The sequence below is a fragment of the Burkholderia sp. Bp9140 genome (assembly GCF_003853425.1).
Classification (GTDB): Bacteria; Pseudomonadota; Gammaproteobacteria; order Burkholderiales; family Burkholderiaceae; genus Burkholderia.
This window is the reverse complement of record NZ_QTPQ01000007.1, coordinates 1-24,258: the sequence shown is the minus strand read 5'-3', so window position 1 is coordinate 24,258 and position 24,258 is coordinate 1. Positions and strand designations below refer to the sequence as shown.

Below are 24,258 nucleotides of genomic sequence, written 5' to 3'. Positions count from 1 at the left end.
TGTGGCGGGCGTCGTGCCGCTGATTTCGCGCGGTCAGTGAGCGGGGTGGGCGACGAGTTGCAGGCGCTCGGCTGCGGCCAGCAGGCGCCGATCGCGTGTCCACAGCTTGCTGCCACCGGTCAGTCTGGCCGAGGCAAGCAGATGGGCGTCGATGTAACCGATGCCGAGCCCGTGAAGCGGTACGACATCGATCATGCGCTGAACTTCGTCGTCGGTTGCCGGGGTTGCGGCGGGAAGGTCGCGCAGCGCATCCAGTACGGTCTGGCGATCGCGCATGCTGCCGAGTGCAAGCTCGCCGATGATGAACGGATGGATCAACACGCGTTCGGCTTCCAGCAATGTCGTGAGCGCCGCGTCACCGGCTCGCAGGTGGTCGAACCACACGGAAGTGTCGACAAGAATCATGCTGGCTCCGATGGGCGGCGTGGAACAGATTCGAGATCGGGCTCGGTACCGCCGAGGCGGGCAAGCCGGCGTGCGCTTTCGCGCGCGATCAATGCGCGCAGCGCTTCTCTCACCAGCGCCGATTTTTCGGTGACGCCGGTTAATTGCTGTGCTTTGGCAAGCAGCGCGTCGTCGAGGGACAAGGTGGTGCGCATGAGCAGCTCCCGAGAAAGTCGATGCATCAATTGTGGCATCAAATGATGCTATTGATGATGTGTTGCCTTGACGAGGTGAGCATCGGCTTCCGCGTCGCCGGAAATTCTCCTACAGTAGCGGGGCCTCGCGCCGCACGGCCCGCAGGCGAGCCTGAGAGACTCACAAAAGACCAAGAGGGAACCACCCGATGAACATCAGCAAGCGCGGCGACCACCTGTTCGCCGCCGGATTGTGGAAGGCGATCGGCGACGTCGCGCATTCGGTCCGCAGCCGGATCGGCCAGTACAGCGAAGGGCGCGTGCTCGCGAACGCGCTGCTGGAATTCCAGCGCGACCTGGGCGGCAGCGAATTCGACGTGACCATCAACCAGGGACGGCCCGTGACCGGCTCCGACGCGCATTCGCTCGTGTTCGGCCTTGCCGTGCGCCGTTTCAGACAGGACATGGAAGCACTCGTATTCGCGCTCGAGCATCGCCGCAGCATCGACGAACGCGACCGGAACCTGCGCACCGAAGCGCTGATGCAGGCCAACAGCGCGCTCCTGAGCGCGAAGCAGTCGGCGACGATCACGGTCGGCCGGTTCTTCGATGCGGTCGTCGACCGCGACGTGCTGGGGCAGATTCTCGGCGGCGAGTCGAATACCCGCGTGCGTGCGGGCGCGCAAGGGCAAATCGAGGCGACCCGGATCAAGCTCGGCAACGTGCGTCACCGGATCATCGGCGTCATCGCGCAGATGTAGATGTGTCGATTTGACCGCACGTATCGCGGCGGGATGCGTGGCATGGCTGCCGCGGCAAATGACTGCGGCCGGCAAGAGCCGGCCGCGATGCAACACGAGCAACACAAGCCGGCCGCCGTGCCGCCGAGGGCACCGCGGCCGGCCGTCCCGCTTACTGCGGACCCATCTTCTTGATCAGCACGTCCAGCTCGGCGCGTTCGGCGTCGGTGAGGTCGACGAGCGGCGCGCGCACCGGGCCCGCGTCGTGGCCGACGAGCTTCGCGCCCGCCTTCACGATGCTGACCGCGTAGCCGGCACGACGGTTGCGGATCTGCAGGTACGGCAGGAAGAACTCGTCGATCAGGCGGCCGACCGTTGCGTGGTCGTCCTTCGCGATCGCTTCGTAGAATTCCATCGCCGTCTTCGGGATGAAGTTGAACACGGCCGACGAGTACACCGGCACGCCGAGCGCCTTGTACGCGGCTGCGTAGACTTCGGCCGTCGGCAGGCCGCCGAGGTACGCGAAGCGATCGCCGAGGCGGCGGCGGATCGTGACCATGCTCTCGATTTCGCCGACGCCGTCCTTGAAGCCGATCAGGTTCGGGCAACGATCGGCGAGGCGCTCGAGCATGTCGGCGTTCAGCTTCGAATTCGCGCGGTTGTACACCACGACGCCGATCTTCAGCGCGCGGCACACCTGCTCGACGTGTTCGGCGATGCCTTCCTGGCTGGCTTCGGTCAGGTAGTGCGGCATCAGCAGCACGCCGCTCGCGCCGAGGCGCTCGGCTTCCTGCGCATATTCGATCGCGACGCGCGTCGCGCCGCCGGCGCCGGCCAGGATCGGCACCTTGCCCTTGCAGGTTTCCGTCGCGACGCGGATCACGTCCGAATACTCGCGCTGCGTGAGCGAGAAGAATTCACCGGTGCCGCCGGCCGCGAACAGCGCGGTCGCGCCGTACGGCGCCAGCCATTCCAGGCGCTCGGCGTAGGTGGTCGGGCGGAAGCTGCCGTCCGCGTCGAAATCCGTCAGCGGAAACGACAGCAGGCCGTGGGAGATGATCTGTTTGAGTTCTTGCGGTGAAGTCATGGTTGGGTCGTCCGTCTTGCACGAGTGCTGGGTTCGTCGGGCACGGCATCCGAGCCATATTGGCGATGTCGTTGTATGTCATCGTACAACGCAAGAAGAGGCGACGCAAGCGATTTGCTGGCCAATGCGAAGTAGGGTCTTTCCGAATAAGGGTTTACGCAGCATCGCAGGTTGGTGTTGAATGTCGTATGATGACTAACGATTTGACGGTAGCCTCCCAGGAATTCCGATGACTGCTTCCCCTCTCTATATCCGCGTGCACCCGGACGACAACGTTGCGATCGTCGTCAACGACGGCGGCCTGCCCGAGGGCGCAACGTTCGCCGACGGCCTGACGCTGCGCGAAGGCGTGCCGCAAGGCCACAAGGTGGCGCTGGCCGACCTCGCGGCCGGCGACCCGATCGTCCGCTACAACGTCGTGATCGGCTACGCGCTCACGGAGTTGCGCCGCGGCAGCTGGGTCAACGAGCGCACGATGCGCATGCCCGAGCCGCCGGGGCTCGACGACCTACCGCTCGCCACGCGTGCCGCACCGCCGCTGGCGCCGCTCGAAGGCTATACGTTCGAGGGCTTTCGCAATCCCGACGGCTCGGTCGGCACGCGCAACATCCTCGCGATCACGACGACCGTGCAATGCGTGTCGGGCGTCGTCGAGCATGCGGTGAAGCGGATCAAGGAAGAACTGCTGCCGCGTTACCCGAACGTCGACGACGTGGTCGGGCTGGAGCACACCTACGGCTGCGGCGTCGCGATCGACGCGCCCGATGCCGACATTCCGATCCGCACGCTGCGCAACATCAGCCTGAACCCGAACTTCGGCGGCGAGGTGATGACGGTGAGCCTCGGTTGCGAGAAGCTGCAGCCCGAACGCCTGCTGCCGCCCGGCACGATTCCGGTGGCGGCCGACGGCGCGACGGACAACGGCGGCGTCGTGTGCCTGCAGGATGCCGCGCACGTCGGCTTCAACTCGATGATCGACTCGATCATGAAGATGGCCGAATCGCATCTCGAGCGGCTGAACCGCCGGCGTCGCGAAACCTGCCCGGCGTCGGATCTCGTCGTCGGCGTGCAGTGCGGCGGCAGCGACGCGTTCTCGGGGCTCACCGCGAACCCCGCGGTCGGCTTCGCGGCCGACCTGCTGGTGCGCGCGGGCGCGACGATCATGTTCTCGGAAGTGACCGAAGTGCGCGACGGCGTCGCGCAGCTCACGTCGCGCGCGGCGAACGAGGACGTCGCCCGCGAGATCATCCGCGAGATGGACTGGTACGACCGCTACCTGCAGCGCGGCCGCGTCGACCGCAGCGCGAACACGACGCCCGGCAACAAGAAGGGCGGCCTGTCGAACATCGTCGAGAAGGCGATGGGCTCGATCGTGAAGTCGGGGAGCGCGCCGATCGCCGGCGTCGTGCGCCCCGGCGATCGTGCGCGGCAGAAGGGGCTGCTGTACGCGGCGACGCCCGCGAGCGACTTCATCTGCGGCACGCTGCAGCTCGCGGCGGGGATGAACCTGCACATTTTCACGACCGGCCGCGGCACGCCGTACGGCCTCGCGCAGGTGCCGGTGATCAAGGTCGCGACGCGCAGCGATCTCGCGCGCCGCTGGCACGACCTGATGGATCTCGACGCAGGGCAGATCGCGACCGGCGCGGCCTCGATCGAGGACGTGGGCTGGGAGCTGTTCCGGCTGATGCTCGACGTCGCGAGCGGCAAGCGCCGCACATGGGCCGAGCAATGGAAGCTCGCGAATGCGCTGACGCTGTTCAATCCGGCGCCGGTGACCTGAAGCACGGTCGCGGCGGCTGACGATGCGGGCGCCTTCGGGCGCCCGTTTGTCATCGCGGCGGCGCGATTTCCTTACCTCGAACGTAATCGACCGCTCGCGCGCGGCCGGCGACGAAAGGCGCACGCGAACCCGAAACGTCCGCGGCGCTGTCGCCCGGCGGCGTCCGGGTTCGGGTAATGTTATGCAATTCGTTCCTGATCCCGGAGACTTGCCCACATGCTGAAGAATCTCGATCCGCTGTTGCACGCCGACATCCTGCACGCGCTGCGCGCAATGGGCCACGGCGATGAAGTGGCGATCTGCGATGCGAACTTTCCTGCGGAATCCGTCGCGGAGCACACGGTGGTCGGCCGCGCGCTGCGCATCGACGGCGCGGACTCGGCACGCGTCGCGCGCGCGGTGCTGTCCGTGCTGCCGCTCGACACGTTCGTCGACACGCCCGCGTGGCGGATGGAGGTCGTCGGCGATCCGGTCGCGGTGCCGCCCGTGCAGCGCGAAGTGCAGGTCGAGATCGATCGCGCGGAAGGGCGCGCGGTGCCGCTCGCGGGCATCGACCGTTTCGCGTTCTACGAGCGCGCGCAGCAGGCCTATGCGGTGATCGTCACCGGCGAGCTGCGCGGCTACGGGTGCTTCCTGTTCAAGAAAGGCGTGCTGTTGAGCGACGCCAGATAGGGCCTGTTCCCTTTATCTGCGGTAAAGGCCGAACACCGCTTTTTCGCGGCGGCGTCATGCCTGTGCCGCCGCCGCAGTGTAAAGATTTGCTACAACCTTTTGCTTGGACACCGCGGAAAGACCCTCTATGCTGGCCCATTTGCCGCGGGCCCCGCAGGGCCGCGCGGCCCCGAACCGCATTGGGCGCGCCCCGTGCGGACGGCCGAATTGCATACGAGGAGAGAGGCATGACGCGTTCCGTCGATTCCGGCGTCATTTTTTTCGCACGCCTGGCGCTGGCGGCGTTGTTCTTGTGGGGCGGCGTGATGAAGCTGCTCGGCTACAGCGATTTCATCGGCTATCTGCACGGGCTGAACGTGCCCTATCCGCAGGTGATGGGGCCGGTCGTCGTCACGATCGAAGCGCTCGGCGGGCTGCTGCTGATCGTCGGCTACAAGGTGAAGCCGCTCGCGCTGCTGATGGCGTTCTATACGATCGCGACCGCGATGGTCGGACACAATTTCTGGGACGCGACGGACGCCGCGGTCCAGCACGACATGGTGATCCACTTCTGGAAGAACGTCGCGATCGCCGGTGGTTTCCTGCTGCTGTTCGTGACCGGCGCGGGCGGCGCGAGCATCGACGCGCTGCGCCGGCCGAGTTCGTCGTACGGGGCGCTGCGCTGAGTCGGGGCGAACCGGGCGACGCGCATGGGCTGTCGCGCTGAAGCAAGACAAAATGAAGCAAGACAAAAGGGCCGAATCCCGCACGCCGCGGGATTCGGCCCTTCGTTCATGCAGCCGGCGCGTGCGCGCCGACGTTCAGCGTGCGTCCTTCAGGTCCTTCGCATCCTTCGAGAACTGCACGGCGATCGCGCCGAGCACGCAGATCGCCGCGACGTACACGACCGGCGCGAGCGGATTCGACTTCATCATCAGCGACACGATCACCGGCGTGAGGCCGCCGAAGATCGCATACGCAACGTTGTACGAGAACGAGATGCCCGAGAAGCGCACGACGGCCGGGAAGCTGCGGACCATCACGAACGGCACGGCGCCGATCGTGCCGACCGCGAAGCCGGCGATCCCGTAGTACAGCGGCAGCGTCGACGCGTCGGCCGCGACCTGCACGAACAGCAGGTAGTAGCACGCGGCCAGCACGAGGCCGCCGATGCCGAGCACGCGTTTCGCGCCGATCCAGCCCGCGAGCGTGCCGGCGGTAACGCAGCCGGCCGTCAGGCACAGCGTCGCGATGCTGTTCGCGAACAGCGTGGTCGCGGGCGTCAGGTGGAACTGCTTCTGCAGCAGCGCGGGCGTCATCAGGATCACGACGACGATCGCCGCCGACAGCATCCACGTGAGCAGCATCGACACGATCACCGCGCGGCCGTGGTCGCGCAGCACGGCCTTCAGCGGAATCTCGGCCGCGAGCGCCTTCTTCGCCTTCATCTCGGCGAACACCGGCGTCTCGTGCAGCCAGCGGCGCAGGTACACGGAGAACAGGCCGAACACGCCGCCGAGCAGGAACGGAATGCGCCACGCGAACGCGATGACTTCGGCGCCCGAGTAACGGCTGTTGATGCCGGCCGCGACCAGCGAGCCGAGCAGGATGCCGGCCGTGAGACCCGCGGTCAGCGTGCCGCACGCATAGCCGATGTGACGCGACGGCACATGCTCCGACACGAACACCCATGCGCCCGGCACTTCGCCGCCGACCGCCGCGCCCTGCAGCACGCGGAACAGCAGCAGCAGCACCGGCGCGAGGATGCCGATCGAGTCGTAGGTCGGCAGCAGGCCCATCAGCAGCGTCGGCACCGACATCATCAGCACGCTCAGCGTGAACATCCGCTTGCGGCCGAACAGGTCGCCGAAGTGGGCCATGATCACGCCGCCGAGCGGACGCGCGAGATAACCGGCCGCGAAGATGCCGAATGTCTGCAGCTGGCGCAGCCAGTCGGGAATGTCGTGCGGGAAGAACAGCTGCCCGATCGCTGGCGCGAAGAACACGAAGATGATGAAGTCGTAGAACTCGAGGGCGCCGCCGAGTGCGGCAAGGCCAAGGGTTTTGTAGTCGCTGCGCGTGAGCGCGCGTTCGGCGGCGCGAGGCACGCCGCTCAATTCGGAAGCTTGCATGGTCAGGACGATCGGTTTTCGAATGTTGTTGTGTCTGTATCGAGGCCGCGTCTCCAGCGCGCGGCCTGCGTCGTCGAAAGTGTGCTGAGCGCCGGATAGAGCACGTAACACGCGCCGTCGCACCGGGATGGGGCACGACGGAGACGAAGCGTCAAAGCGGGTGGGGGGATTCTACAGGAGCGCGAAATGCGCGAGCGCGGGGGCGTGCCGAGGAATGCCTCGGACGTTGTCGAGCGCGAAACGCGCGCGGCGCGGCAGGCGGGTGAGCCGCTTGCCGCGCCGCGCGTCACAAGGGTCCAGGCGATCAGTTGCCGGCGATCGTGTCGACCGGCTTGAACGCGCCGCGTTCGACCTTGTAGATCGTCACCGGCGCATCCTTCAGGTCGCCTTTCGCGTCGTACGCGATGCTCGGCGCCGACACGCCCTTGATCGACACCTTGCCGAGATACGGCGTATAGACCTTCGGGTCGGTCGAGTTCGCGTCCTTCATCGCGGTGAGCAGTGCGATCGTGCCGTCGTACGAGTAGGGCGAGTAGGTGATCACGTCTTCGCTGAAGCGTGCCTTGTAGCGCGATGCGTAGCCGGCGAAGCCGGGCATCTTTTCCTTCGGCAGCCCGCCCATGTAGACGATCGCGCCTTCGGCCGCTTCGCCGCCGACCTTCAGGAACGTCGGCGAGCGCGACATCTCGCCGGTCACGAATGCCGACTTCATCCCGAGCTGGCGCATCTTGCGGATCATCGGCGAAGACTGCGCGTCGCCGCCGCCGTAGAAGATCGCGTCCGGGTTGATGCCCTTCAGGTTGGTCAGGATCGCGGAGAAGTCGAGCGCCTTGTCGTTCGTGAAGTCGCGCTTGACGATCGTGCCGCCCGCGGCCTGCACGGCCTTCGCGAATTCGTCGGCGATGCCCTGGCCATAGGCCGTGCGGTCGTCGATGATCGCGATGCGCTTGAAGTGCAGCGTCTTCACCGCATACGCGCCGACGATGCGGCCGGCCTGCGCGTCGCTCGTCAGCAGCCGGTAGGTCGTCTTGTAGCCGCGTGCCGTGTATTGCGGCGACGTCGCCATCGAGATCTGCGGCAGCCCCGCGCGATCGTACAGGTCGGACGCCGGAATGCTCGTGCCCGAGTTGAAGTGTCCGATGATCCCGCGGACGTTGTCGTCGATCAGCCGCTGCGCGACGGTCGTGCCGGTGCGCGGGTCGGCCTGGTCGTCCTGCGAGTCGAGCTGGAACGTGACCGGCTTGCCGCCGATCGTCGGATGCGTCGCGTTGAAATCGGCGATCGCGAGCTGCACGCCCTTCTGCATGTCCGTGCCGTAGTTCGACTGCGGCCCCGTCAGCGGTGCGGCGAAACCGATCTTGACGACGTCGGCGGCGATGGCGTGTGCGCCCGACAGTGCGCAGGCAGCAGCCAGCGCGACGTGCGATACCTTCAGCTTCACTTTCACTTCCCCTTGATGGCATGGTTGGGCCGCCGCCGGCCAGCGGGCCGGTGCGGTAAACCGGGCGAGACGTATCGGTTTGCGCACCGATGCGAGGGCGGTGCGGGCGCGCCGCGCGCCGCGCGGGTTGTGCCGGAATCGGCGTGCGCGGCTGCGGCGGGATGTCGTCTCGTGACCGTTGAGCAAAGTCTAGGTAGCAAAAAAGCGCCCGTCTTGCGCGTTCGGTGCGCGGCCGGCGACGATATCGGCATATCGTCGATAACCCTGATATATGCTGAAATCGTCATGCCGAGTGCGTAATCGCGCCAAGACGCGACACGCCGGCATTTCTAGGATGGCGGGTTCGGGCGTGCGTTGTCCCGGCGCCGTTGGTTGGACGCGGGCATCGCGGGCATCGCGGACAGATGCGCGGCGACATGCAGCGGGCCGATGCGGAATCGTCGCCGCCCGGCACGCGAGCGACTCGGTGGTTGCGCGCACAACCGCGCGGCGTGCCGCGCGCCATCGCCTGCGGCCGCCCGATCGCCGTCGAACGGCGGCGCGTTGCACGCACCGCCGTTCGCCGCGCTATCGGACCGCTTGCCCGAGATCGTCCGCCCGTCGATCGCCGCGACGCGCTCGCAAGCGCGCTCCTATAATCGACGCCATCAGCCACTCCCTTCGCAGACGCCGGGATGACGACCTTCCTTGCCGCACCGCCCATGAGCCTGTCCGATACGTTGCGCTACCAGCCCGACAACGCCGATCTCGGTGCAATGCTCGCGCACTTCCGCCTGCTCGAGCCGGTGTTCGACGCGCTGCCCGACGTCGCGTTCTTCGTGAAGGACGCGAACGGCCGCTACGCGCTCGTCAACCGCACGCTGGCGATGCGCTGCGGCTACAAGGACAAGCGCGACCTGCTCGGCAAGACGACCGACGAAGTGTTTCCGCGCCGCTTCGGCCGCACCTATTTCGAGCAGGACATGGCGACGATCAACGCCGGCCAGCAGCTGATGGACCAGCTCGAGCTGCATCTGTATCCGGGCCGCCAGCCGGGCTGGTGCCTGACCTGCAAGGAGCCGCTGCGCGACGCGGCCGGCAAGGTGGTCGGCCTCGCGGGCATCTCGCGCGACCTGAAGGCGCACGAGGGTTCGCATCCGGCCTACAGCAGGCTCGCCGACGTAGTGCAGCACATCCAGGATCACTACGTGCAGCCGCTGAACCTGAAGCAGCTCGCGCAGATGGCCGGGATGTCGGTCGCGCAGCTCGAACGCTATTTCCACAAGGTGTTTCACCTGACGCCGCGCCAGGTGCTGCTGAAAACGCGGCTCGACGCGGCCACGGCGCTGCTCGTCACGCACGACAAGGTGACGGACGTCGCGGCGCTATGCGGGTATACGGATCACAGCGCGTTTACGCGCCAGTTCAAGGCGACGGTCGGCGTGACGCCGACCGAATACCGGCTGATGCTGCAGGACCGGGCAGGGTGAAATGACGCGCCGGCCGGGCCGGCGGATCGGAATGATCGTGGGGGCGGGAACGGGAAACGGGACAGCGTCGGCTCAGCGGTAGCCGAGCCCTTTCAGGACGGCCGTGCCGTCTTCGGTCAACCGGAAGCTCGGTGCCGTGTCGGTGTCGAGCTTGACCATCTCGACGAGGCCGGCTTCCTGCAGCGCCGGCAATTCGGCCTTGGCATTCGCGCCGATCGGTGCGTGCAGCAGCACGAGCAGCGTCGCGATTTCGTGATGGCTGAGCAAACGGCGCAGCATCGTCTTCTTCTCAGGGGGGGCGGCCGGGCGGCCCGCGGGTGCATCTACGGCGCTCATCGCTGTCCTCCTTTTCGGGATATCCATCGGGTTACTGGATGCGGATGGTGCCGAGGAAGACTTAAGCGATTCTTAAAACCGCGGCGGCGGCGCGGATGGTGCGGTGCGGCAAGCATTACCGGATGTAACCCCGGCCGGTCGGCCGTTTCGGGTAGCAGGCGGCCAGCCTTGCCAGGCGGGGCGCCGCCGCGGTATTTCCCACGATGGTGGGGCCGCGCGGCGCACGCCGCGCGTTCTCTCAGTCAATCCGACCCCGAAACGGAATCCCGTTGCGCCCTTATTTCCTGCGCTGCGCCTGCGCGGCGAGCCGCACGGCCGCGTTCGTCGCGCCGTAGCCGTCGTAGCCGCCGCGCCGCTCGACGATCTCGAGCGAGAAGCGGTTGTCGACCAGCTCCGTATACGCATGCAGGAATTCGCCGCCGTGTTCGTCGCGGTCGTACAGCAGATGGTGGGCGCTCAGCGTGTCGATCAGCTCGTCCGGCAGCGCGTAGCGTGCGGCGAGATCGTCGTAGTAGTTCGGCGGGATCCGCAGGAACGGCACGCCGTCGGCTGCGAACGCGGCGACCGTCTTCACGATGTCGTCGGTCCGGAGCGCGACGTGGTTCAGCCCCGTGCCGTGATAGCGGTCGAGCGATTCGGCAACGGCGGTATGGCGGTCGACCGACGCATTCAGCGCGATCCGCACCGAGCCGTCCGCGCTGCGCACCGCACGGCTGCGCATCAGGCCGTACGGATCGGGCACGAGCCAGCTGCGCTCGGCCTCGAAGCCGAAGGCGGTCTTGAAGAACAGGATCCACGTATCGAGCGCGTCGGCCGGCAGCGCGAGGCAGACGTGGTCGATGCCCGTCAGCGGGCCGACCTCGCTCGGGCCGTCGATGTCGGTCAGCACGAAATCCGATTCGTACAGCGTCGGCGCGTTCGGCGCCTCGTCGACGAAATATTCGAGGCTGCCGTCCGGCGCCTGCACGCTCGGCAGCACGCGTTCGTTCGGGCCGACGCGCCCGGAAAACGGCGCGTAGCCGAAGCCGGCCGCGCGTTCGAATGCCACCTTCGCGTCGTCGACGCGGAACGCGGACGCACACAGCGACAACCCGTGCTGCTGGAAGAACGCGTCGGCGAACGAATCGCGCTCGGCGTTCAGCACGATCGACGCGGCGCCGTGCTGAAACAGCGTCACGTCCTTTGACCGGTGACGGCCCGCGAGCCGGAACCGCATCCGGCCGAGCCATTCGCCGACGGTGGCCGCCGCCTGCGCGTCGACCGCGAATTCGATGAACTGGAACCCGACGTGCGCGGGCGGCGCCGGCGGCGCGAACAGCGGCTGGTCGGCGGCCGGCGTGCGGCCGTCCTGCGCGAGCCGGGCGCGTGTCAGTTCTTCCAGATAGAGCAGCGAGCGGTGGCCGTCGGCGGCCGTGATCGCGGTCGGCGCGGCGCGGAAGCCGTCGTTGAAGATCTCGAGCGACAACGGCCCCTTGTAGCCGGACTCGATCACGCGGGCCGTGAAGCGCGCGAGATCGAAGTCGCCCTGGCCGGGGAACGAGCGGTAGTGGCGGCTCCATTCGAGCACGTCCATCGCGAGCTTCGGCGCATCCGCGATCTGCACGAACGCGATCCGGTCGCCGGGGATGTCGGCGATCGCGTCCGGCGAATCGTCGAGCGACAGCGTGTGGAAGCTGTCGAGCGCGAGGCCGAGGTGCGGGCTGTTCACCGCGTTCACGAGCTGCCATGCATGGCTGTACCGGTTCACGACGCGGCCCCACGCGAGCGCCTCGTACGCGGCGACCACGCCGGCCTGCCGCGCGGCTTCGGCGAGCGCGCCGAGCTGGTCGACCAGCAGCGCGTCGTCCGCGATCGTGTCCGGCGACACGTTGCTGCACACCAGGATGCGGTCGGTGCCGAGCGCGTGCATCACGTCGAACTTGCGGCGGATGCGGTCGAGATTGCGGGCGAGCTGGGCCGGGCTCACGCCCTCGAAGTCGCGAAACGGCTGGAACAGCACGATGTCGAGGCCGAGATCGGCGGCCATGCGCCGCACGTCGGCGGGCGATCCGTCGAAGTAGACGAGGTCGTTCTCGAAGATTTCGACACCGTCGAAGCCGGCGGCCTGGATGGCGGCGAGCTTCTCGGCGAGGGTGCCGGACAGTGACACGGTGGCGATCGAGCGCTGCATGGGCGAATCCTGCGGATGAGCGGGGTGTGGCGTCGGCCGAATCGGGCCGGAATGAACCAGTCGTTGAATTCTCGGCGAACGCCATATCCCGAATTTACTAGGGAAGTGAGGTGAATTATACAAACTAACTAGATGGTACAAATTAGCGAAAACCCGAAAAGACATTGCGCTTGCGCAAGCGCACACTAGCGCCAATTCTTGACGTCAGGGGCCGAAGTCGGCTAGCGATTCGCCCCCGTTTCTGGAGCAAAACCGACATGAGCAAGTACAAGGTGCTGGTGCTGAACGGCCCGAACCTGAATCTGCTGGGGACCCGCGAGCCCCATATCTACGGCGCGGAAACCCTCGCCGACGTCGAGCAGCGTTGCCGCACGGCGGCCGACGGGCTCGGGCTGGAGATCGACTTCCGCCAGTCGAACGCCGAGCACCAGTTGATCGACTGGCTGCATGCCGCGCGTCACGACACGCACGGCATCGTGATCAACCCGGCCGCCTATACGCACACGTCGGTCGCGCTGGCCGATGCGCTTTCCGCGATCGCGAAACCCGTGATCGAGGTGCATATCTCCAACGTGCACCGCCGCGAGGCATTCCGTCACCACTCGTACGTGTCGGCGGTGGCCGAAGCCGTGATCTGCGGCTGCGGCACCGAAGGCTACGTATTCGCGCTGCAGCGCCTGTCGACCCTTTTTGCCCAGGGAGCCGCCCGATGAGCCGCCCGTCTTTTCTGATCGGCCTGATCGGCCAGGGCATCGGCGGTTCGCTGTCGCCCGCGATGCATGAGGAAGAAGGATTCCGCCAGGGGTTCGGCTACGTGTACCGGCGCATCGATCTCGACGCGCTCGGCCTGACCGTCGACGCGCTGCCGCAGCTGCTCGAGGCCGCGCAGCGGATGGGCTACAACGGGCTCAACATCACGCATCCGTGCAAGCAGCGCGTGATCGAGCACCTCGACGCGCTGTCGGACGACGCGCGCGCGCTCGGCGCGGTGAATACCGTGCTGTTCAAGGACGGCAAGCGGATCGGCCACAACACCGACTGGTCGGGTTTCGCGAAGTCGTTCCGCCGCGGGCTGCCCGACGCGTCGCTCGAGCGTGTCGTCCAGCTTGGCGCGGGCGGCGCGGGCGCGGCCGTCGCGCATGCGGCGCTGCAGATGGGTGCCGCCGAACTGGTGATTTTCGACGTCGACGGCACGCGTGCCGCCGGGCTCGCCGGCGACCTGCAGCAGCGCTTCCCGGCCGCCCGGGTCACGCCGGGCAGCGATCTCGCGGCCGCGATGCGCGCCGCGACGGGCCTCATCCATGCCACGCCGACCGGCATGGCCAAGCACCCGGGCTTGCCGCTGCCGGCCGAACTGCTTCACGCGGGGATGTGGGTTGCCGACATCGTGTATTTCCCGCTCGAAACCGAACTGATCCGCGCGGCGCGCGCGGCCGGCTGCGCGACGCTGCCGGGGGGCGGAATGGCCGTGTACCAGGCCGTGGACGCATTCGAAATCTTCACCGGACGCACGCCGGACGACGAGCGGATGTTCGAGCACTTTCAGTCGCTCGTCGCGCGCTGACCCTACCTACTAGCTGGAAAAAGAGACCAGGAGACGACCATGCAGCACACTACCCACACCAATGCCGCGCCCGCGCAGGCGGCCGGCGCGGTCCGGCGTACGTCGGCGCGCTACAAGATTCTCGCGCTGCTCGCGATCGGCACGATGATCAACTATCTCGACCGTACCGTGCTGGGAGTGGCTGCGCCGCAGCTCACCAAGGAGCTCGGCGTCAACGCGGCCGTGATGGGCATCATGTTCTCCGCGTTTTCGTGGACGTACGTCGCGATGCAGGTGCCGGGCGGTCTGTTTCTGGATCGCTTCGGCAGCAAGATCACCTATTACTGGTCGATGACGCTGTGGTCGCTGTGCACGCTCCTGCAGGGCTTCGTGCCCGGCGTCGGGACGCTGCTCGCATGCCGGCTCGGTCTCGGCGTGACGGAAGCGCCGTGTTTTCCGACCAACAGCCGCGTCGTCGCGACGTGGTTCCCGCAGAACGAACGCGCGATGGCAACCGGCACCTACACCGTCGGCGAGTACATCGGCCTCGCGTTCTTCAGCCCCGTGCTGTTCGCGCTGATGGGTGCGTTCGGCTGGCGCTCGCTGTTCTGGGTCGTCGGGGCGGTCGGGATCGTATTCGGTCTGGTCTGGTGGAAGTTCTACCACGAGCCGCGCAACCATCCGAGCGCGAACGCGGAGGAACTGGCCTACATCGAGGCCGGCGGCGGGCTCGTGCACGGCGCGCGCAAGGACGGCGACAAGGGCGGCAAGGCCGCGCAGGCGAAGTTCAGCTGGGCGATGGCCGGCCGGCTGCTGAAGAAGCGCCAGCTCGCGGGCATCTGCCTCGGTCAGTTCGCCGGCAACTCGACGCTCGTGTTCTTCCTGACCTGGTTCCCGACCTATCTCGCCACCGAGCGCCACATGGGCTGGCTGAAGATCGGCTTCTTCGCGGTGATGCCGTTCATCGCCGCGTCGGTCGGCGTGATGTTCGGCGGGATCTTCTCCGACTGGCTGCTGCGTCGCGGCAAGTCCGCGAACCTCGCGCGCAAGCTGCCGATCATCGCGGGCCTGCTGCTCGCGTCGACGATCATTCTCGCGAACTACGTGAAGAGCAACGAAGCCGTGATCGCGATCATGTCGGTCGCGTTCTTCGCGCAGGGGATGGCCGCGCTCGGCTGGACGCTCGTGTCCGACATCGCGCCGGACGGCCTGCTCGGTGTGACGGGCGGCATCTTCAACTTCGCGGCGAACCTCGCGGGGATCGTCACGCCGCTCGTCGTCGGCTTCATCGTCGCATCGACCGGGTCGTTCGTCGGCGCGCTCGTGTTCATCGGCGTGATCGCGCTGATCGGCGCGCTGTCGTACATCTTCGTCGTCGGCGACATCAAGCGGATCGAACTGTAAGTACCGGCTCCACGCACGTTCGGTGCATTCGCCCGGCGGCCTCGAGCCGCCGGGCTTTTTTGTTTCTGCCGCCGGATTGCGGGCCGGTTCGTGCATCAGCGCTCACGCGCGCTGCATGGCGATCCCGAGCGATTCGAGCGCCTGCGCGATCGCCGCGACCGCGCGCCGGATGTCGCCGGCATCGATCGCGCCGATGCAGCCGACGCGGAACGTCTCGAGCTGCGTCAGCTTGCCCGGATACAGGATGAAGCCCGCGTCGCGCACCGCGTCATAAAAACGGCGGAAATCGTAGGCCGGATGGTCGGGCGCATGGAACGTGACGATCACGGGCGCCTGCACGCCGGCGTCGAGGAACGGCGCGAAGCCGAGCGCGCGCATCGATTCGACCAGCGACCGGCAGTTCTCCGCATAGCGCGCACCGCGCGCGGGCTGGCCGCCTTCGGCCAGGTACTGGTCGAGCGCGGCGCGCAGCGCGGCGATCACGTGCGTCGGCGGCGTGAAGCGCCACTGGCCGGTCTTGCGCAGGTAGGCGTACTGATCGTGCAGGTCGAGCGCGAGCGACGGCGAGTTGCCTTCGCACGCGTCGAGCGCGTCGCGCCGCACGATCGCGAATCCCATCCCCGGCACACCTTCCAGGCATTTGCCGCTCGCCGAGATCAGCGCGTCGATCCCGCTGTCCGCCAGCGCGATCGGCAAGGCGCCGAACGAACTCATCGCGTCGACGATCAGCCGCTTGCCGTGCCGTCGGCACGCAGCCGCGATCGCATCGAGCGGATTCAGGATGCCGGCGCTCGTTTCCAGGTGCACCAGCGCGACATGCGTGATGCGCGGTTCGCGCGCGAACGCGGCTTCGACCGCCGCCGGTTCGACCGCTGCGTCCTCGCCGAACGGCAGCGCGATCACTTCGATGCCGAGCCGGCCGAGAATCTTCAGGATGCGCGCGCAATACGCGCCGTTGTCCGGCACCAGCACGACGCCGTCGCGCGGCACCAGCGTGCCGAGCGCGGCCTCGACCGAAAACGTGCCGCTGCCCTGCATCGGCACGCACACGTACTCGTCGCCGCCGCGCGCGATCGCGACGAGATCCGCGCAGACGCTCGCCGTCAATTGGTTGAAAGCAGTGTCCCACGAGCCCCAGTCATGTTGCATTGCGTGGCGTGTTGTGGCGGACGTGGTGAGCGGGCCGGGCGTGAGCAGAATCGGGTCGGGCATGGTTTTCTCCAGCAAAGGTTGGACGAAACGCCGAGGCGGCATATCTGAATGACTTGCATGATATTGGCAAAATGTGTCATTTTGTGGAAATTGTGGTGCTCGTCACGGGGTTGTCATCGAACGCTGTGATCCTTCGGTTGCCGCGCGAAACCACCTGCAGCGCGGCAGCGAGGCAGGCCGGTTGTCGGTCTGTCCGACTGAAACGAGCCGGATCGTGCCCCGGCCGCCTGGTGTTCCGTCTACGGAGAAGTGAGATGACACTGCAGAATTCCTCGCGCGCCGCTGCCGGCGCGTTCCGCAAGCTCGCGCTGGCCGCCTGCGCCGCCGGTCTGCTGCAAGGTGCCGCGATGCCGGCGCATGCGGCAAACGCGGTCGTGCTGTATACGGCGGACGGTCTCGAGAACCTCTATCGCGATGTGCTGCCGGCCTTCGAGAAGAAGGAAGGGGTCAAGGTCAACATCGTGACGGCGGGCAGCGGCGAGGTGGTCAACCGCGCGAACATCGAGAAGAATTCGCCGAAGGCGGACGTGATCGTCACGCTGCCGCCGTTCATCCAGCAAGCCGGTCAGATGGGCCTGCTGCAGCCGTACCAGAGCGTCAACTACAAGAACGTGCCGGCGATCGCGAAGGCGGAAGACGGTACGTGGGCGACGTTCGTGAACAACTACTTCTCGTTCGCGATCAACCCGGACGTCGTGAAGAACCAGCCGAAGACGTTCGCCGACCTGCTGTCCCCCAGCTATGCCGGCAAGGTTGCGTACTCGAACCCGGCGACCGCCGGCGACGGGATGGCCGTGCTGATCCTGACCACGTCGCTGATGGGCGAGGACAAGGCGTTCGACTATCTCGCGAAGCTGTCGCAGAGCGTGAAGTTCCACACGAAGGGCACGGGCTACCTGAACGTGCTGCTGTCGCGTAACGAGATCAGCGTCGCGAACGGCGACCTGCAGATGGACCTCGACGACGCCGAGCACGGCGCGCTGTCCGTCAAGCCGATCTTCCTCGCGGCGAAGGAAGGCGACCAGCCGACCACGTTCCAGCTGCCGTACGGCATCGGCCTGATCAAGAGCGGCCCGAACCAGGACGCTGGCAAGAAGCTGATCGACTACCTGATGTCGACGGAAGTGCAGTCGAAGGTGCCGGACATGTACGGTATCCCGGGCCGCACGGACGTGCCGCTGGCCGGCAAGAACGGCGAAGCGGTCAAGAAGGCGATCGCGGGCGTGAAGCTGATCCCGGTCGACTGGACCCAGGTGATGGCGAAGAAGCCGGTGTGGATCGAGCGCTGGAAGAAGGACGTGATCGGCAGCTCGGGCAAGCAGCTCGACGTCGTCAAGCCGAAGTGATCGGCGCACGTCACCTGTATTCGTGAGCAAGAGGATGAACCCGGTGGAAACCGCCCTGACCCATCCCGGCGCATTCGGCGCCGCCGAGCCGCATGCGACGCTGCGGTCCGGCGCGCCGGGCGGCGTGCGGATCGAACATCTGAGCGTGCGCTACGGCGCACGCACGGTGCTGGAAGATCTGTCGCTGTCGATCGGCGCCGGTGAATTTCTGACCGTGCTCGGCAAGAGCGGCTGCGGCAAGACCACGCTGTTGCGCTTCATCGCCGGGTTCGTGAAGGCCGACGGCCTGACCGGCACGCTGAACGTGGCCGGGCGCGACCTGACCCATGCGCCGCCGCACAAGCGCAATCTCGGTCTGTTGTTCCAGAATTACGCGCTGTTCCCGCACCTGTCGGTGTTCGAGAACGTCGCATTCGGGCTGCGCGCCCGCGGGATGGCCTCGTCGGAAGTGACGCGCCGCGTCGCCGACGCGCTGAAGCTCGTGCAGCTCGGCGATGCCGGTCATCACCTGCCCGCGCAGTTGTCGGGCGGGATGCAGCAGCGCGTCGCGCTGGCACGCGCGCTCGTGATCGAGCCGGACGTGCTGCTGCTCGACGAGCCGCTGTCGGCGCTCGATGCCAACCTGCGCGCCTCGGTGCGCAGCGAACTGAAGGCGCTGCACGAGCGCCTGCCGAACCTGACCGTCGTCTGCGTGACGCACGACCGCGACGACGCGCTCGTGCTGTCCGACCGCGCGCTGCTGATGCGCGATGGCCGCATCGCGCAGCTCGGCACGCCGCAACAGCTGTACGACGCGCCGCAGGACGGCTACGTCGCGCGCTATCTCGGCCCGGCCAACCTGCTGCCGCCGCACGTGATCTTCCCGCTCGGCGATCCGCGCCACGACGTGCGCGGCAAGGTCGCGTGCGTGCGCCCCGAGCGCCTGACCGTGATGCCGCTCGCGGCGGGCGGCCTGCACGGCACGGTGTCGTCCGTCGAATGGCAGGGTGCGGACCTGTCGATCGCGGTCGTGATCGACGCGGCGCCCGACGAACCCGTGCGCGTCACGATGCAGCGCGGCCGCGGCGCGGCTCCCGAGCGCGGTGCGCGCGTGTCCCTGCATTGCGAGGCAGACGATGTCGTCCTTATCGAACCCTGAAGCCGGCCTGCCGCCGCACGTGCTCGCGTCGGCCGCCGCGCATGCCGCCGCCGCGCGGCGCCGCAAGCGCATGGGCGACCTGCACCTCGCGGCGCTCGCGATCGTCGTGCTGGGCCCGCTCGTCGTCTATCCGCTGGTGCGGCTCGTGCTGCTGAGCGTGTCCGGCGATCACGGGCTGAGCTTCGCCGCGTACCGGACGTTCTTCGGCAACCCCGATACGCGCGGCGTGCTGCTGACGACGGTCGGCGTGCTGTTCGCGAGCGCCGGCACCGCGTCGGTGCTCGGCGTGCTGCTGGCCGCGCTGCTGTTCTTCAAGCCGTTCCCGGGCGCGTCGCTCGTCACGCGCTTTCTGGAACTGTACGTCGCGTTCCCGTCGTTCCTCGTGGCGTTCACGCTGATCTTCCTGTACGGCTCGCAAGGCTCGATCAGCATCGCGCTGCAGCACCTGTTCCATCTCGAGAACCCGCCGCTCGACTTTTTGTTCGGCATCGGCGGCGTGATTCTCGCGCAGACCGTGTTCTACACGCCGTTCGTCGTGCGGCCGACGCTCGCTTCGTTCGCGACGCTCGACCTGCGCCTGATCGAAGCGGCGCGCAGTCTCGGCGCGTCCGGCTGGATGCTCGCGCGCCGCGTCGTGCTGCCGATCGCGTGGCCGGGCATCGCCGCCGGCACCGTGCTGTGTTTCCTGCTGACGCTGAACGAGTTCGGGATCCTGCTCGTGCTCGGCAGTGCGCGGCTCGTGACGCTGCCGGTCGCGATCTACAGCAGCGCGACCGTCGACCTCGACCTGCCGACCGCGTCGGCCGGCGCGGTCGTGATGCTCGCGCTGTCGCTGGCGCTTTACGCGGTTTATCGCCGGGTGAACCGGCGTGCGACGGGAGGGAACGATGTCCGCTGAATTCCGTATCGGGCAAGCCGTGCCGCGCCATCGGATCGGCTGGGGCGACACGCTGCTCAAGCATGCATCGCGCGCGGCGCTCGCGCTGGCCGCGTTCGCCTGCTTCTGGCTGTTCGTGCTGCCGGTGGTCGTCGTCGCGTTGTCGAGCGTGTCGACGCAGTGGTCGGGTACGATTTTGCCAGCCGGCTACAGCCTGCGCTGGTTCGAGCGGCTCGGGTCGCCGGAATACGACGCGCTGCTGACCAGCCTCGAAATCGGCTTCGGCGTGTCGGCGATCGGCACGATCCTCGGGCTGTGGCTCGCGCTCGCGCTCGAAGGGCGCGACCGACGCGGTCTGGGTGCGGTGGTCGACGCGCTCGTGATGGTGCCGAACGGCGTGCCGAGCGTCGTGCTCGGGCTCGCGGTGCTGATCGCGTATCACCAGAAGCCGCTCGACCTGTCGAGCTCCGCGGCGATCGTCGTGCTCGTGCAGCTCGCGCTGATTTTGCCGTTCTGCTATCGCTGCGCGGCCGCCGCGCTGCGCCCGGAGCTGACCGTGCTGCGCGAAGCGGCGGCGAGCCTGGGCGCGCCGCCCGCGATGGTGCTGCGCCGCGTGCTGCTGCCGCAGCTCGTGCCGGCGCTGCGTGCGAGCCTCGCGCTCGGCTTCGCGCTGTCGCTCGGCGAGCTCGGCGCGACGCTGACCGTCTATCCGCCGGGTTTCGCGACCGTGCCGATCGTCGTGATCGGACAGGTGGAGCGCGGCTACTACCTGCCTGCGTCGGCGCTGTCGCTGCTGATGCTCGGCGCGTCGCTCGCGGCGCTGCTGCTGATCGCCGCGCGCGTGCCGCGCGGCACGCGGGCCGCATCATGAACGCCGCGTCCGCGTTGCGGCTGCCCGGCGAGCAACCGGCCGCGGGCAAGGTATCGACGGATCTCGCGGGACGTTGCGTCGACGTGAACGGCCGGCGCTACCGGCTGCCGGTCGAACCGACTGTCGTCGTCTGCGTCGACGGCTGCGAGTACGACTATCTCGAGCGTGCGGTGGAGGCGGGCGTCGCGCCGTTCATCGGCCGGATGATCGCGGAGGGCACGGCATGGCGCGCCGACTGCGTCGTGCCGACCTTCACCAACCCGAACAACCTGTCGATCGTCTGCGGCGTGCCGCCGTCGGTCCACGGGATCTGCGGCAACTACTTCTGGGATCCAGCCGCCGACGGCGGTCGTGGCGCCGAAGTGATGATGAACGACCCGGCCTACCTGCGGGCCGGCACGTTGCTCGCGGCGGCGTCCGACGCCGGCGCGCGGGTGGCTGTCGTCACGGCGAAGGACAAGCTGCGCCGGCTGCTCGGCTGGCAGATGCACGGCGTCTGTTTTTCCGCCGAGAAGGCTGCACAGGCGAATCTTGCGGAAAACGGCATCGTCGACGTGCTCGACTGGGTCGGCCTGCCGTCGCCCGATGTCTATAGCGCGGCGCTGTCCGAATTCGTGTTCGCGGCCGGCGTGCGGCTCGCGCAGACGCGTCAGATCGATCTGATGTACCTGTCGACCACCGACTACGTGCAGCACAAGTGCGAGCCGGGCAGTGCGGGTGCGAACGCGTTCTACGCGATGATGGACGGCTACCTCGCGCAGCTCGATGCGCTCGGCTGGGCGATCGGGCTCACGGCCGACCACGGGATGAACGCGAAGCACGATCCGGCAACGGGCCGCCCGAACGTGATCTATCTGCAGGATGCGTTCGACGGCTGGTTCGGTGCGCGGGCCGCGCGCGTGATCCTGCCGATCACCGATCCATACGTCGTGCACCACGGCGCGCTCGGCTCGTTCGCGACCGTGTATCTGGCGCCGGGTGTCGACCGGACCGATGCGATGTGGCGCATCGGCGGGATCGACGGCGTCGAGCTCGTGCTCGACAACGCGGAAGCTGCCGCGCGCTTCGAGCTGCCTGCCGACCGGATTGGCGATCTCGTCGTGATCGCGCGGCGCGACATGACGCTCGGCACGCGCGAGCGCGAACACGACCTGTCCGGCCTGACCGTGCCGCTGCGCTCGCACGGCGGCGTGTCCGAACAGGAAGTGCCGTTGCTGTTCAACCGCCGGATCGAGCGGGACGACCCTGTACGTCGTCCGCGCAACTTCGACGTTTTCGATTTCGTGCTGAACCGGATTGCGTCGTGATGGCTCATCCCCGACAGGATCACCCCGCGTTTCGCGCCGAGGCGCTGCGCTGGTGCGGCACGCGTGCGACGCGCGACCGAGTGTTCGACGTCACCGATCCGTACACCGGCACGCGTGTCGGTACGGCGCCGCTGGCGAGCGTCGACGACGTGCGCGCCGCGTTCGAATATGCGATGGCGTACCGGCCGGCGCTCACGCGTTACGAGCGTTCGCAGATCCTCGAGCGTGCGGCCGCGATGCTGCGCGAGCGTACGGAGGAAGCGTCCGACCTGATCACGCTCGAATCGGGATTGTCGAAACAGGATTCCCGCTACGAGATCGGCCGCGTCGCCGACGTGCTGAAGTTCGCGTCGGTCGAGGCGTTGCGCGACGACGCGCAGAGCTTCTCGTGCGACCTGACACCCCACGGCAAGGCGCGACGTGTGTTCTCGCAGCGGCAGCCGCTCGACGGCATGATCGTCGCGATCACGCCGTTCAATCACCCGATGAACCAGGTCGCGCACAAGATCGCGCCGGCGATCGCGACCAACAACCGCGTGATCGTGAAGCCGTCGGAGAAGGTGCCGCTGTCGGCGTTCTATCTGGCGGACCTGCTCTACGAGGCCGGCCTGCCCGAGCCGATGCTGCAGGTGCTGACCGGCGACCCGCGCGAGATCGCGGACGAACTCGTCACGCATCCGCATGCATCGCTGATTACCTTTACGGGCGGCGTGTCGATCGGCAAGGCGATCGCCGCGCGGGCCGGCTACCGGCGCATCGTGCTGGAGCTGGGCGGCAACGATCCGCTGATCGTGCTCGACGATGCCGATCTGGAACGTGCCGCGTCGCTGGCCGTGCTCGGGTCGTACCGGAATTCGGGGCAGCGCTGCACGGCCGTCAAGCGGATCCTGGTACAGCGCGCGGTCGCGCCGGCGTTCACCGAGCTGCTCGTCGAGAAGACGCGCGCATGGAAGTACGGCGATCCGTTCGATCCGGCGAATGAAATGGGCACGGTGATCGACGCCGCGGCGGCGCGGCTGTTCGAGGCGCGGGTCGACGAGGCCGTCGCGCAGGGCGCGCGCCTGCTGACCGGCAACGTGCGGCGCGGTGCGCTCTATTCGCCGACCGTGCTCGACAACGTCGATCCTTCGATGACGATCGTGCGCGAGGAGACCTTCGGCCCCGTATCGCCCGTCATTACGTTCGACACGATCGACGACGCGATCCGGATCAGCAACGGCACGGCATTCGGGCTGTCGTCCGGCGTGTGTACGGACAGTACGGCCGCGGTCGTGCGGTTCGTGAACGAGTTGAACGTCGGGACGGTGAATGTCTGGGAGGTGCCCGGATACCGGATCGAGCTGTCTCCGTTCGGCGGGATCAAGGATTCGGGGCTCGGCTATAAGGAAGGCGTGCAGGAGGCGATGAAGAGCTTCACGAACCTGAAGACGTTTTCGCTGCCTTGGGAGTAGGCGGATGGCACTGACGGTAGAAGAGATTCACGGGCTGTATCGCGAGCATGGCCATGTCGCCTATAGCGGCGAACCGGTCACGCAGCTGGAGCACGCGTTGCAGAGCGGCTTGCTGGCGGAGGAGGCGGGCGCGGACGAGGCGCTGGTCGCGGCGGCGTTCCTGCACGACCTCGGGCATCTGCTGAATCGGCATGGCGAGACGCCGAGTGCACGCGGGATCGACGATCTGCATCAGTATTACGTGCTGCCGTTCCTGCGGCCGTTGTTGACCGATGCGGTGCTCGAACCGGTCCGGCTGCACGTCGACGCGAAGCGTTGCCTGTGCCGGACGGACGCTGGCTACTTCGAGAGCCTGTCGCCCGATTCGGTGCGCAGTCTCGCGCTGCAGGGCGGCATCTTCAGTGAAGAGGAAGCGGCGGTGTTCCTGCAGCGCCCGTTCGCGGAGGATGCGCTGCGTCTGCGCCGCTGGGACGATACGGCGAAGGAGGCGGGCAAGGTGACGCCGCACCTCGATCACTATATGGAGATAGTGGCACGCCAGGTGCGGGTGGCCTGACGATTCGACCACCTCTATTCAAGGCCTCGCGCGCGGTAGCGTGCGAGGCCTTGAATTTTTTCGAGAAACCCCTTGCGCGATCGGCAAACGGTGCATAGAATCACGCCTCTTTCGCGCTAACGGAAACGCGGCGCGGGGGAAGAAGGGAAGTGGTGCTGTCGGGTTG

The 24,258-nt window shown here is 67.4% G+C and carries 23 protein-coding genes; 15 read left to right on the top strand and 8 right to left on the bottom strand.

The genetic code is table 11. The annotated features are described in order from the left end of the window. Nucleotides 1–33 precede the first annotated feature (33 nt). Nucleotides 34–405 carry a type II toxin-antitoxin system VapC family toxin gene (locus DIE21_RS07895; RefSeq protein WP_124497167.1) on the bottom strand — a complete coding sequence of 124 codons (372 nt, stop codon included), beginning with the start codon at nucleotides 403–405 and terminating at the stop codon, nucleotides 34–36. Next, nucleotides 402–599 carry a type II toxin-antitoxin system VapB family antitoxin gene (locus DIE21_RS07890; RefSeq protein WP_006752328.1) on the bottom strand — a complete coding sequence of 66 codons (198 nt, stop codon included), beginning with the start codon at nucleotides 597–599 and terminating at the stop codon, nucleotides 402–404. The genes DIE21_RS07895 and DIE21_RS07890 overlap by 4 nt, the downstream gene beginning before the upstream one ends. A gap of 188 nt (nucleotides 600–787) precedes the next feature. Here DIE21_RS07890 and DIE21_RS07885 point away from each other — a divergent pair, with 188 nt between their 5' ends. Then, nucleotides 788–1,339: a hypothetical protein gene (locus DIE21_RS07885; protein WP_124497166.1), complete on the top strand. Its 552-nt coding sequence runs from the start codon at nucleotides 788–790 to the stop codon at nucleotides 1,337–1,339. Between the two features lie 151 nt (nucleotides 1,340–1,490). On the opposite strand, the gene kdgD is transcribed toward DIE21_RS07885, so the two are convergent. Continuing rightward, complete coding sequence (gene kdgD, locus DIE21_RS07880; RefSeq protein ID WP_124497165.1) at nucleotides 1,491–2,405, bottom strand: 5-dehydro-4-deoxyglucarate dehydratase; 915 nt, start codon at nucleotides 2,403–2,405, stop codon at nucleotides 1,491–1,493. A gap of 229 nt (nucleotides 2,406–2,634) precedes the next feature. Here kdgD and garD point away from each other — a divergent pair, with 229 nt between their 5' ends. The 3 genes from garD to DIE21_RS07865 all read left to right on the top strand — a co-directional run bounded on the left by garD (nucleotide 2,635) and on the right by DIE21_RS07865 (nucleotide 5,525). Beyond that, on the top strand, nucleotides 2,635–4,188 hold the full coding sequence (gene garD, locus DIE21_RS07875; RefSeq protein WP_124497164.1) for a galactarate dehydratase: 1,554 nt from the start codon (nucleotides 2,635–2,637) through the stop codon (nucleotides 4,186–4,188). Between the two features lie 216 nt (nucleotides 4,189–4,404). Further along, a complete protein-coding gene (locus DIE21_RS07870) occupies nucleotides 4,405–4,860 on the top strand; it encodes an RbsD/FucU family protein (protein ID WP_124497163.1) in 456 nt (151 codons plus the stop codon). Nucleotides 4,861–5,087: 227 nt separating this feature from the next. Next, nucleotides 5,088–5,525, top strand: coding sequence for a DoxX family protein (locus tag DIE21_RS07865; protein ID WP_124497162.1), 438 nt, complete (start codon nucleotides 5,088–5,090; stop codon nucleotides 5,523–5,525). A gap of 135 nt (nucleotides 5,526–5,660) precedes the next feature. Here the strand turns inward: DIE21_RS07865 and DIE21_RS07860 are convergent, their stop codons facing one another. After that, a complete protein-coding gene (locus DIE21_RS07860; protein WP_124497161.1) occupies nucleotides 5,661–6,971 on the bottom strand; it encodes an MFS transporter in 1,311 nt (436 codons plus the stop codon). Nucleotides 6,972–7,275: 304 nt separating this feature from the next. Then, entirely contained in the window at nucleotides 7,276–8,412 is a 1,137-nt protein-coding gene (locus DIE21_RS07855) for a branched-chain amino acid ABC transporter substrate-binding protein (protein ID WP_124497160.1), read from the bottom strand. 674 nt (nucleotides 8,413–9,086) lie between these two features. Between DIE21_RS07855 and DIE21_RS07845 the strand changes: the two genes are divergently transcribed. Next, complete coding sequence (locus DIE21_RS07845) at nucleotides 9,087–9,881, top strand: AraC family transcriptional regulator (protein WP_124497158.1); 795 nt, start codon at nucleotides 9,087–9,089, stop codon at nucleotides 9,879–9,881. A 72-nt stretch (nucleotides 9,882–9,953) separates the two neighbouring features. Here DIE21_RS07845 and DIE21_RS07840 read toward each other — a convergent pair whose 3' ends face one another. Together DIE21_RS07840 and DIE21_RS07835 are read right to left on the bottom strand one after the other, a co-directional pair. Further along, nucleotides 9,954–10,217, bottom strand: coding sequence for a hypothetical protein (locus DIE21_RS07840; RefSeq protein ID WP_124497157.1), 264 nt, complete (start codon nucleotides 10,215–10,217; stop codon nucleotides 9,954–9,956). 277 nt (nucleotides 10,218–10,494) lie between these two features. After that, nucleotides 10,495–12,387: a bifunctional sugar phosphate isomerase/epimerase/4-hydroxyphenylpyruvate dioxygenase family protein gene (locus DIE21_RS07835; RefSeq protein ID WP_124497156.1), complete on the bottom strand. Its 1,893-nt coding sequence runs from the start codon at nucleotides 12,385–12,387 to the stop codon at nucleotides 10,495–10,497. A 257-nt stretch (nucleotides 12,388–12,644) separates the two neighbouring features. Here DIE21_RS07835 and aroQ point away from each other — a divergent pair, with 257 nt between their 5' ends. Genes aroQ through DIE21_RS07820 form a run of 3 tightly spaced genes read left to right on the top strand, consistent with a single transcriptional unit; the run spans nucleotide 12,645 to nucleotide 15,334 of the window. Beyond that, nucleotides 12,645–13,100: a type II 3-dehydroquinate dehydratase gene (gene aroQ, locus DIE21_RS07830; protein WP_124497155.1), complete on the top strand. Its 456-nt coding sequence runs from the start codon at nucleotides 12,645–12,647 to the stop codon at nucleotides 13,098–13,100. Then, nucleotides 13,097–13,951 (top strand): shikimate dehydrogenase, encoded by an 855-nt coding sequence (locus DIE21_RS07825; RefSeq protein ID WP_124497154.1) that lies wholly within the window; start codon nucleotides 13,097–13,099, stop codon nucleotides 13,949–13,951. The genes aroQ and DIE21_RS07825 overlap by 4 nt, the downstream gene beginning before the upstream one ends. A 39-nt stretch (nucleotides 13,952–13,990) precedes the next feature. Beyond that, on the top strand, nucleotides 13,991–15,334 hold the full coding sequence (locus tag DIE21_RS07820) for an MFS transporter (protein WP_124497153.1): 1,344 nt from the start codon (nucleotides 13,991–13,993) through the stop codon (nucleotides 15,332–15,334). Between the two features lie 102 nt (nucleotides 15,335–15,436). Here the strand turns inward: DIE21_RS07820 and DIE21_RS07815 are convergent, their stop codons facing one another. Next, nucleotides 15,437–16,546 (bottom strand): 2-aminoethylphosphonate--pyruvate transaminase, encoded by a 1,110-nt coding sequence (locus DIE21_RS07815; protein WP_124497152.1) that lies wholly within the window; start codon nucleotides 16,544–16,546, stop codon nucleotides 15,437–15,439. A gap of 254 nt (nucleotides 16,547–16,800) precedes the next feature. Here DIE21_RS07815 and phnS point away from each other — a divergent pair, with 254 nt between their 5' ends. From phnS to DIE21_RS07775, 7 genes are read left to right on the top strand one after another with little or no spacing between them, the layout of a single operon-like run. Beyond that, complete coding sequence (gene phnS, locus DIE21_RS07805; protein ID WP_124497150.1) at nucleotides 16,801–17,892, top strand: 2-aminoethylphosphonate ABC transporter substrate-binding protein; 1,092 nt, start codon at nucleotides 16,801–16,803, stop codon at nucleotides 17,890–17,892. Between the two features lie 34 nt (nucleotides 17,893–17,926). Continuing rightward, complete coding sequence (gene phnT / locus DIE21_RS07800; RefSeq protein ID WP_185642742.1) at nucleotides 17,927–19,030, top strand: 2-aminoethylphosphonate ABC transport system ATP-binding subunit PhnT; 1,104 nt, start codon at nucleotides 17,927–17,929, stop codon at nucleotides 19,028–19,030. Then, nucleotides 19,008–19,928: a 2-aminoethylphosphonate ABC transporter permease subunit gene (phnU, locus tag DIE21_RS07795; RefSeq protein WP_124497148.1), complete on the top strand. Its 921-nt coding sequence runs from the start codon at nucleotides 19,008–19,010 to the stop codon at nucleotides 19,926–19,928. The genes phnT and phnU overlap by 23 nt, the downstream gene beginning before the upstream one ends. Further along, a complete protein-coding gene (phnV, locus tag DIE21_RS07790; protein WP_124497147.1) occupies nucleotides 19,918–20,778 on the top strand; it encodes a 2-aminoethylphosphonate ABC transport system, membrane component PhnV in 861 nt (286 codons plus the stop codon). The genes phnU and phnV overlap by 11 nt, the downstream gene beginning before the upstream one ends. Then, the gene (phnA, locus tag DIE21_RS07785) at nucleotides 20,775–22,085 is read left to right on the top strand and encodes a phosphonoacetate hydrolase (RefSeq protein ID WP_124497146.1); all 1,311 of its coding nucleotides are present in this window, start codon (nucleotides 20,775–20,777) and stop codon (nucleotides 22,083–22,085) included. Before phnV ends, phnA begins: the two co-directional genes overlap by 4 nt. After that, complete coding sequence (gene phnY, locus DIE21_RS07780; protein WP_409364620.1) at nucleotides 22,085–23,536, top strand: phosphonoacetaldehyde dehydrogenase; 1,452 nt, start codon at nucleotides 22,085–22,087, stop codon at nucleotides 23,534–23,536. The genes phnA and phnY overlap by 1 nt, the downstream gene beginning before the upstream one ends. A 4-nt stretch (nucleotides 23,537–23,540) precedes the next feature. Further along, nucleotides 23,541–24,092: a phosphonate degradation HD-domain oxygenase gene (locus DIE21_RS07775; RefSeq protein ID WP_124497144.1), complete on the top strand. Its 552-nt coding sequence runs from the start codon at nucleotides 23,541–23,543 to the stop codon at nucleotides 24,090–24,092. The last annotated feature ends 166 nt before the right edge of the window (nucleotides 24,093–24,258 follow it).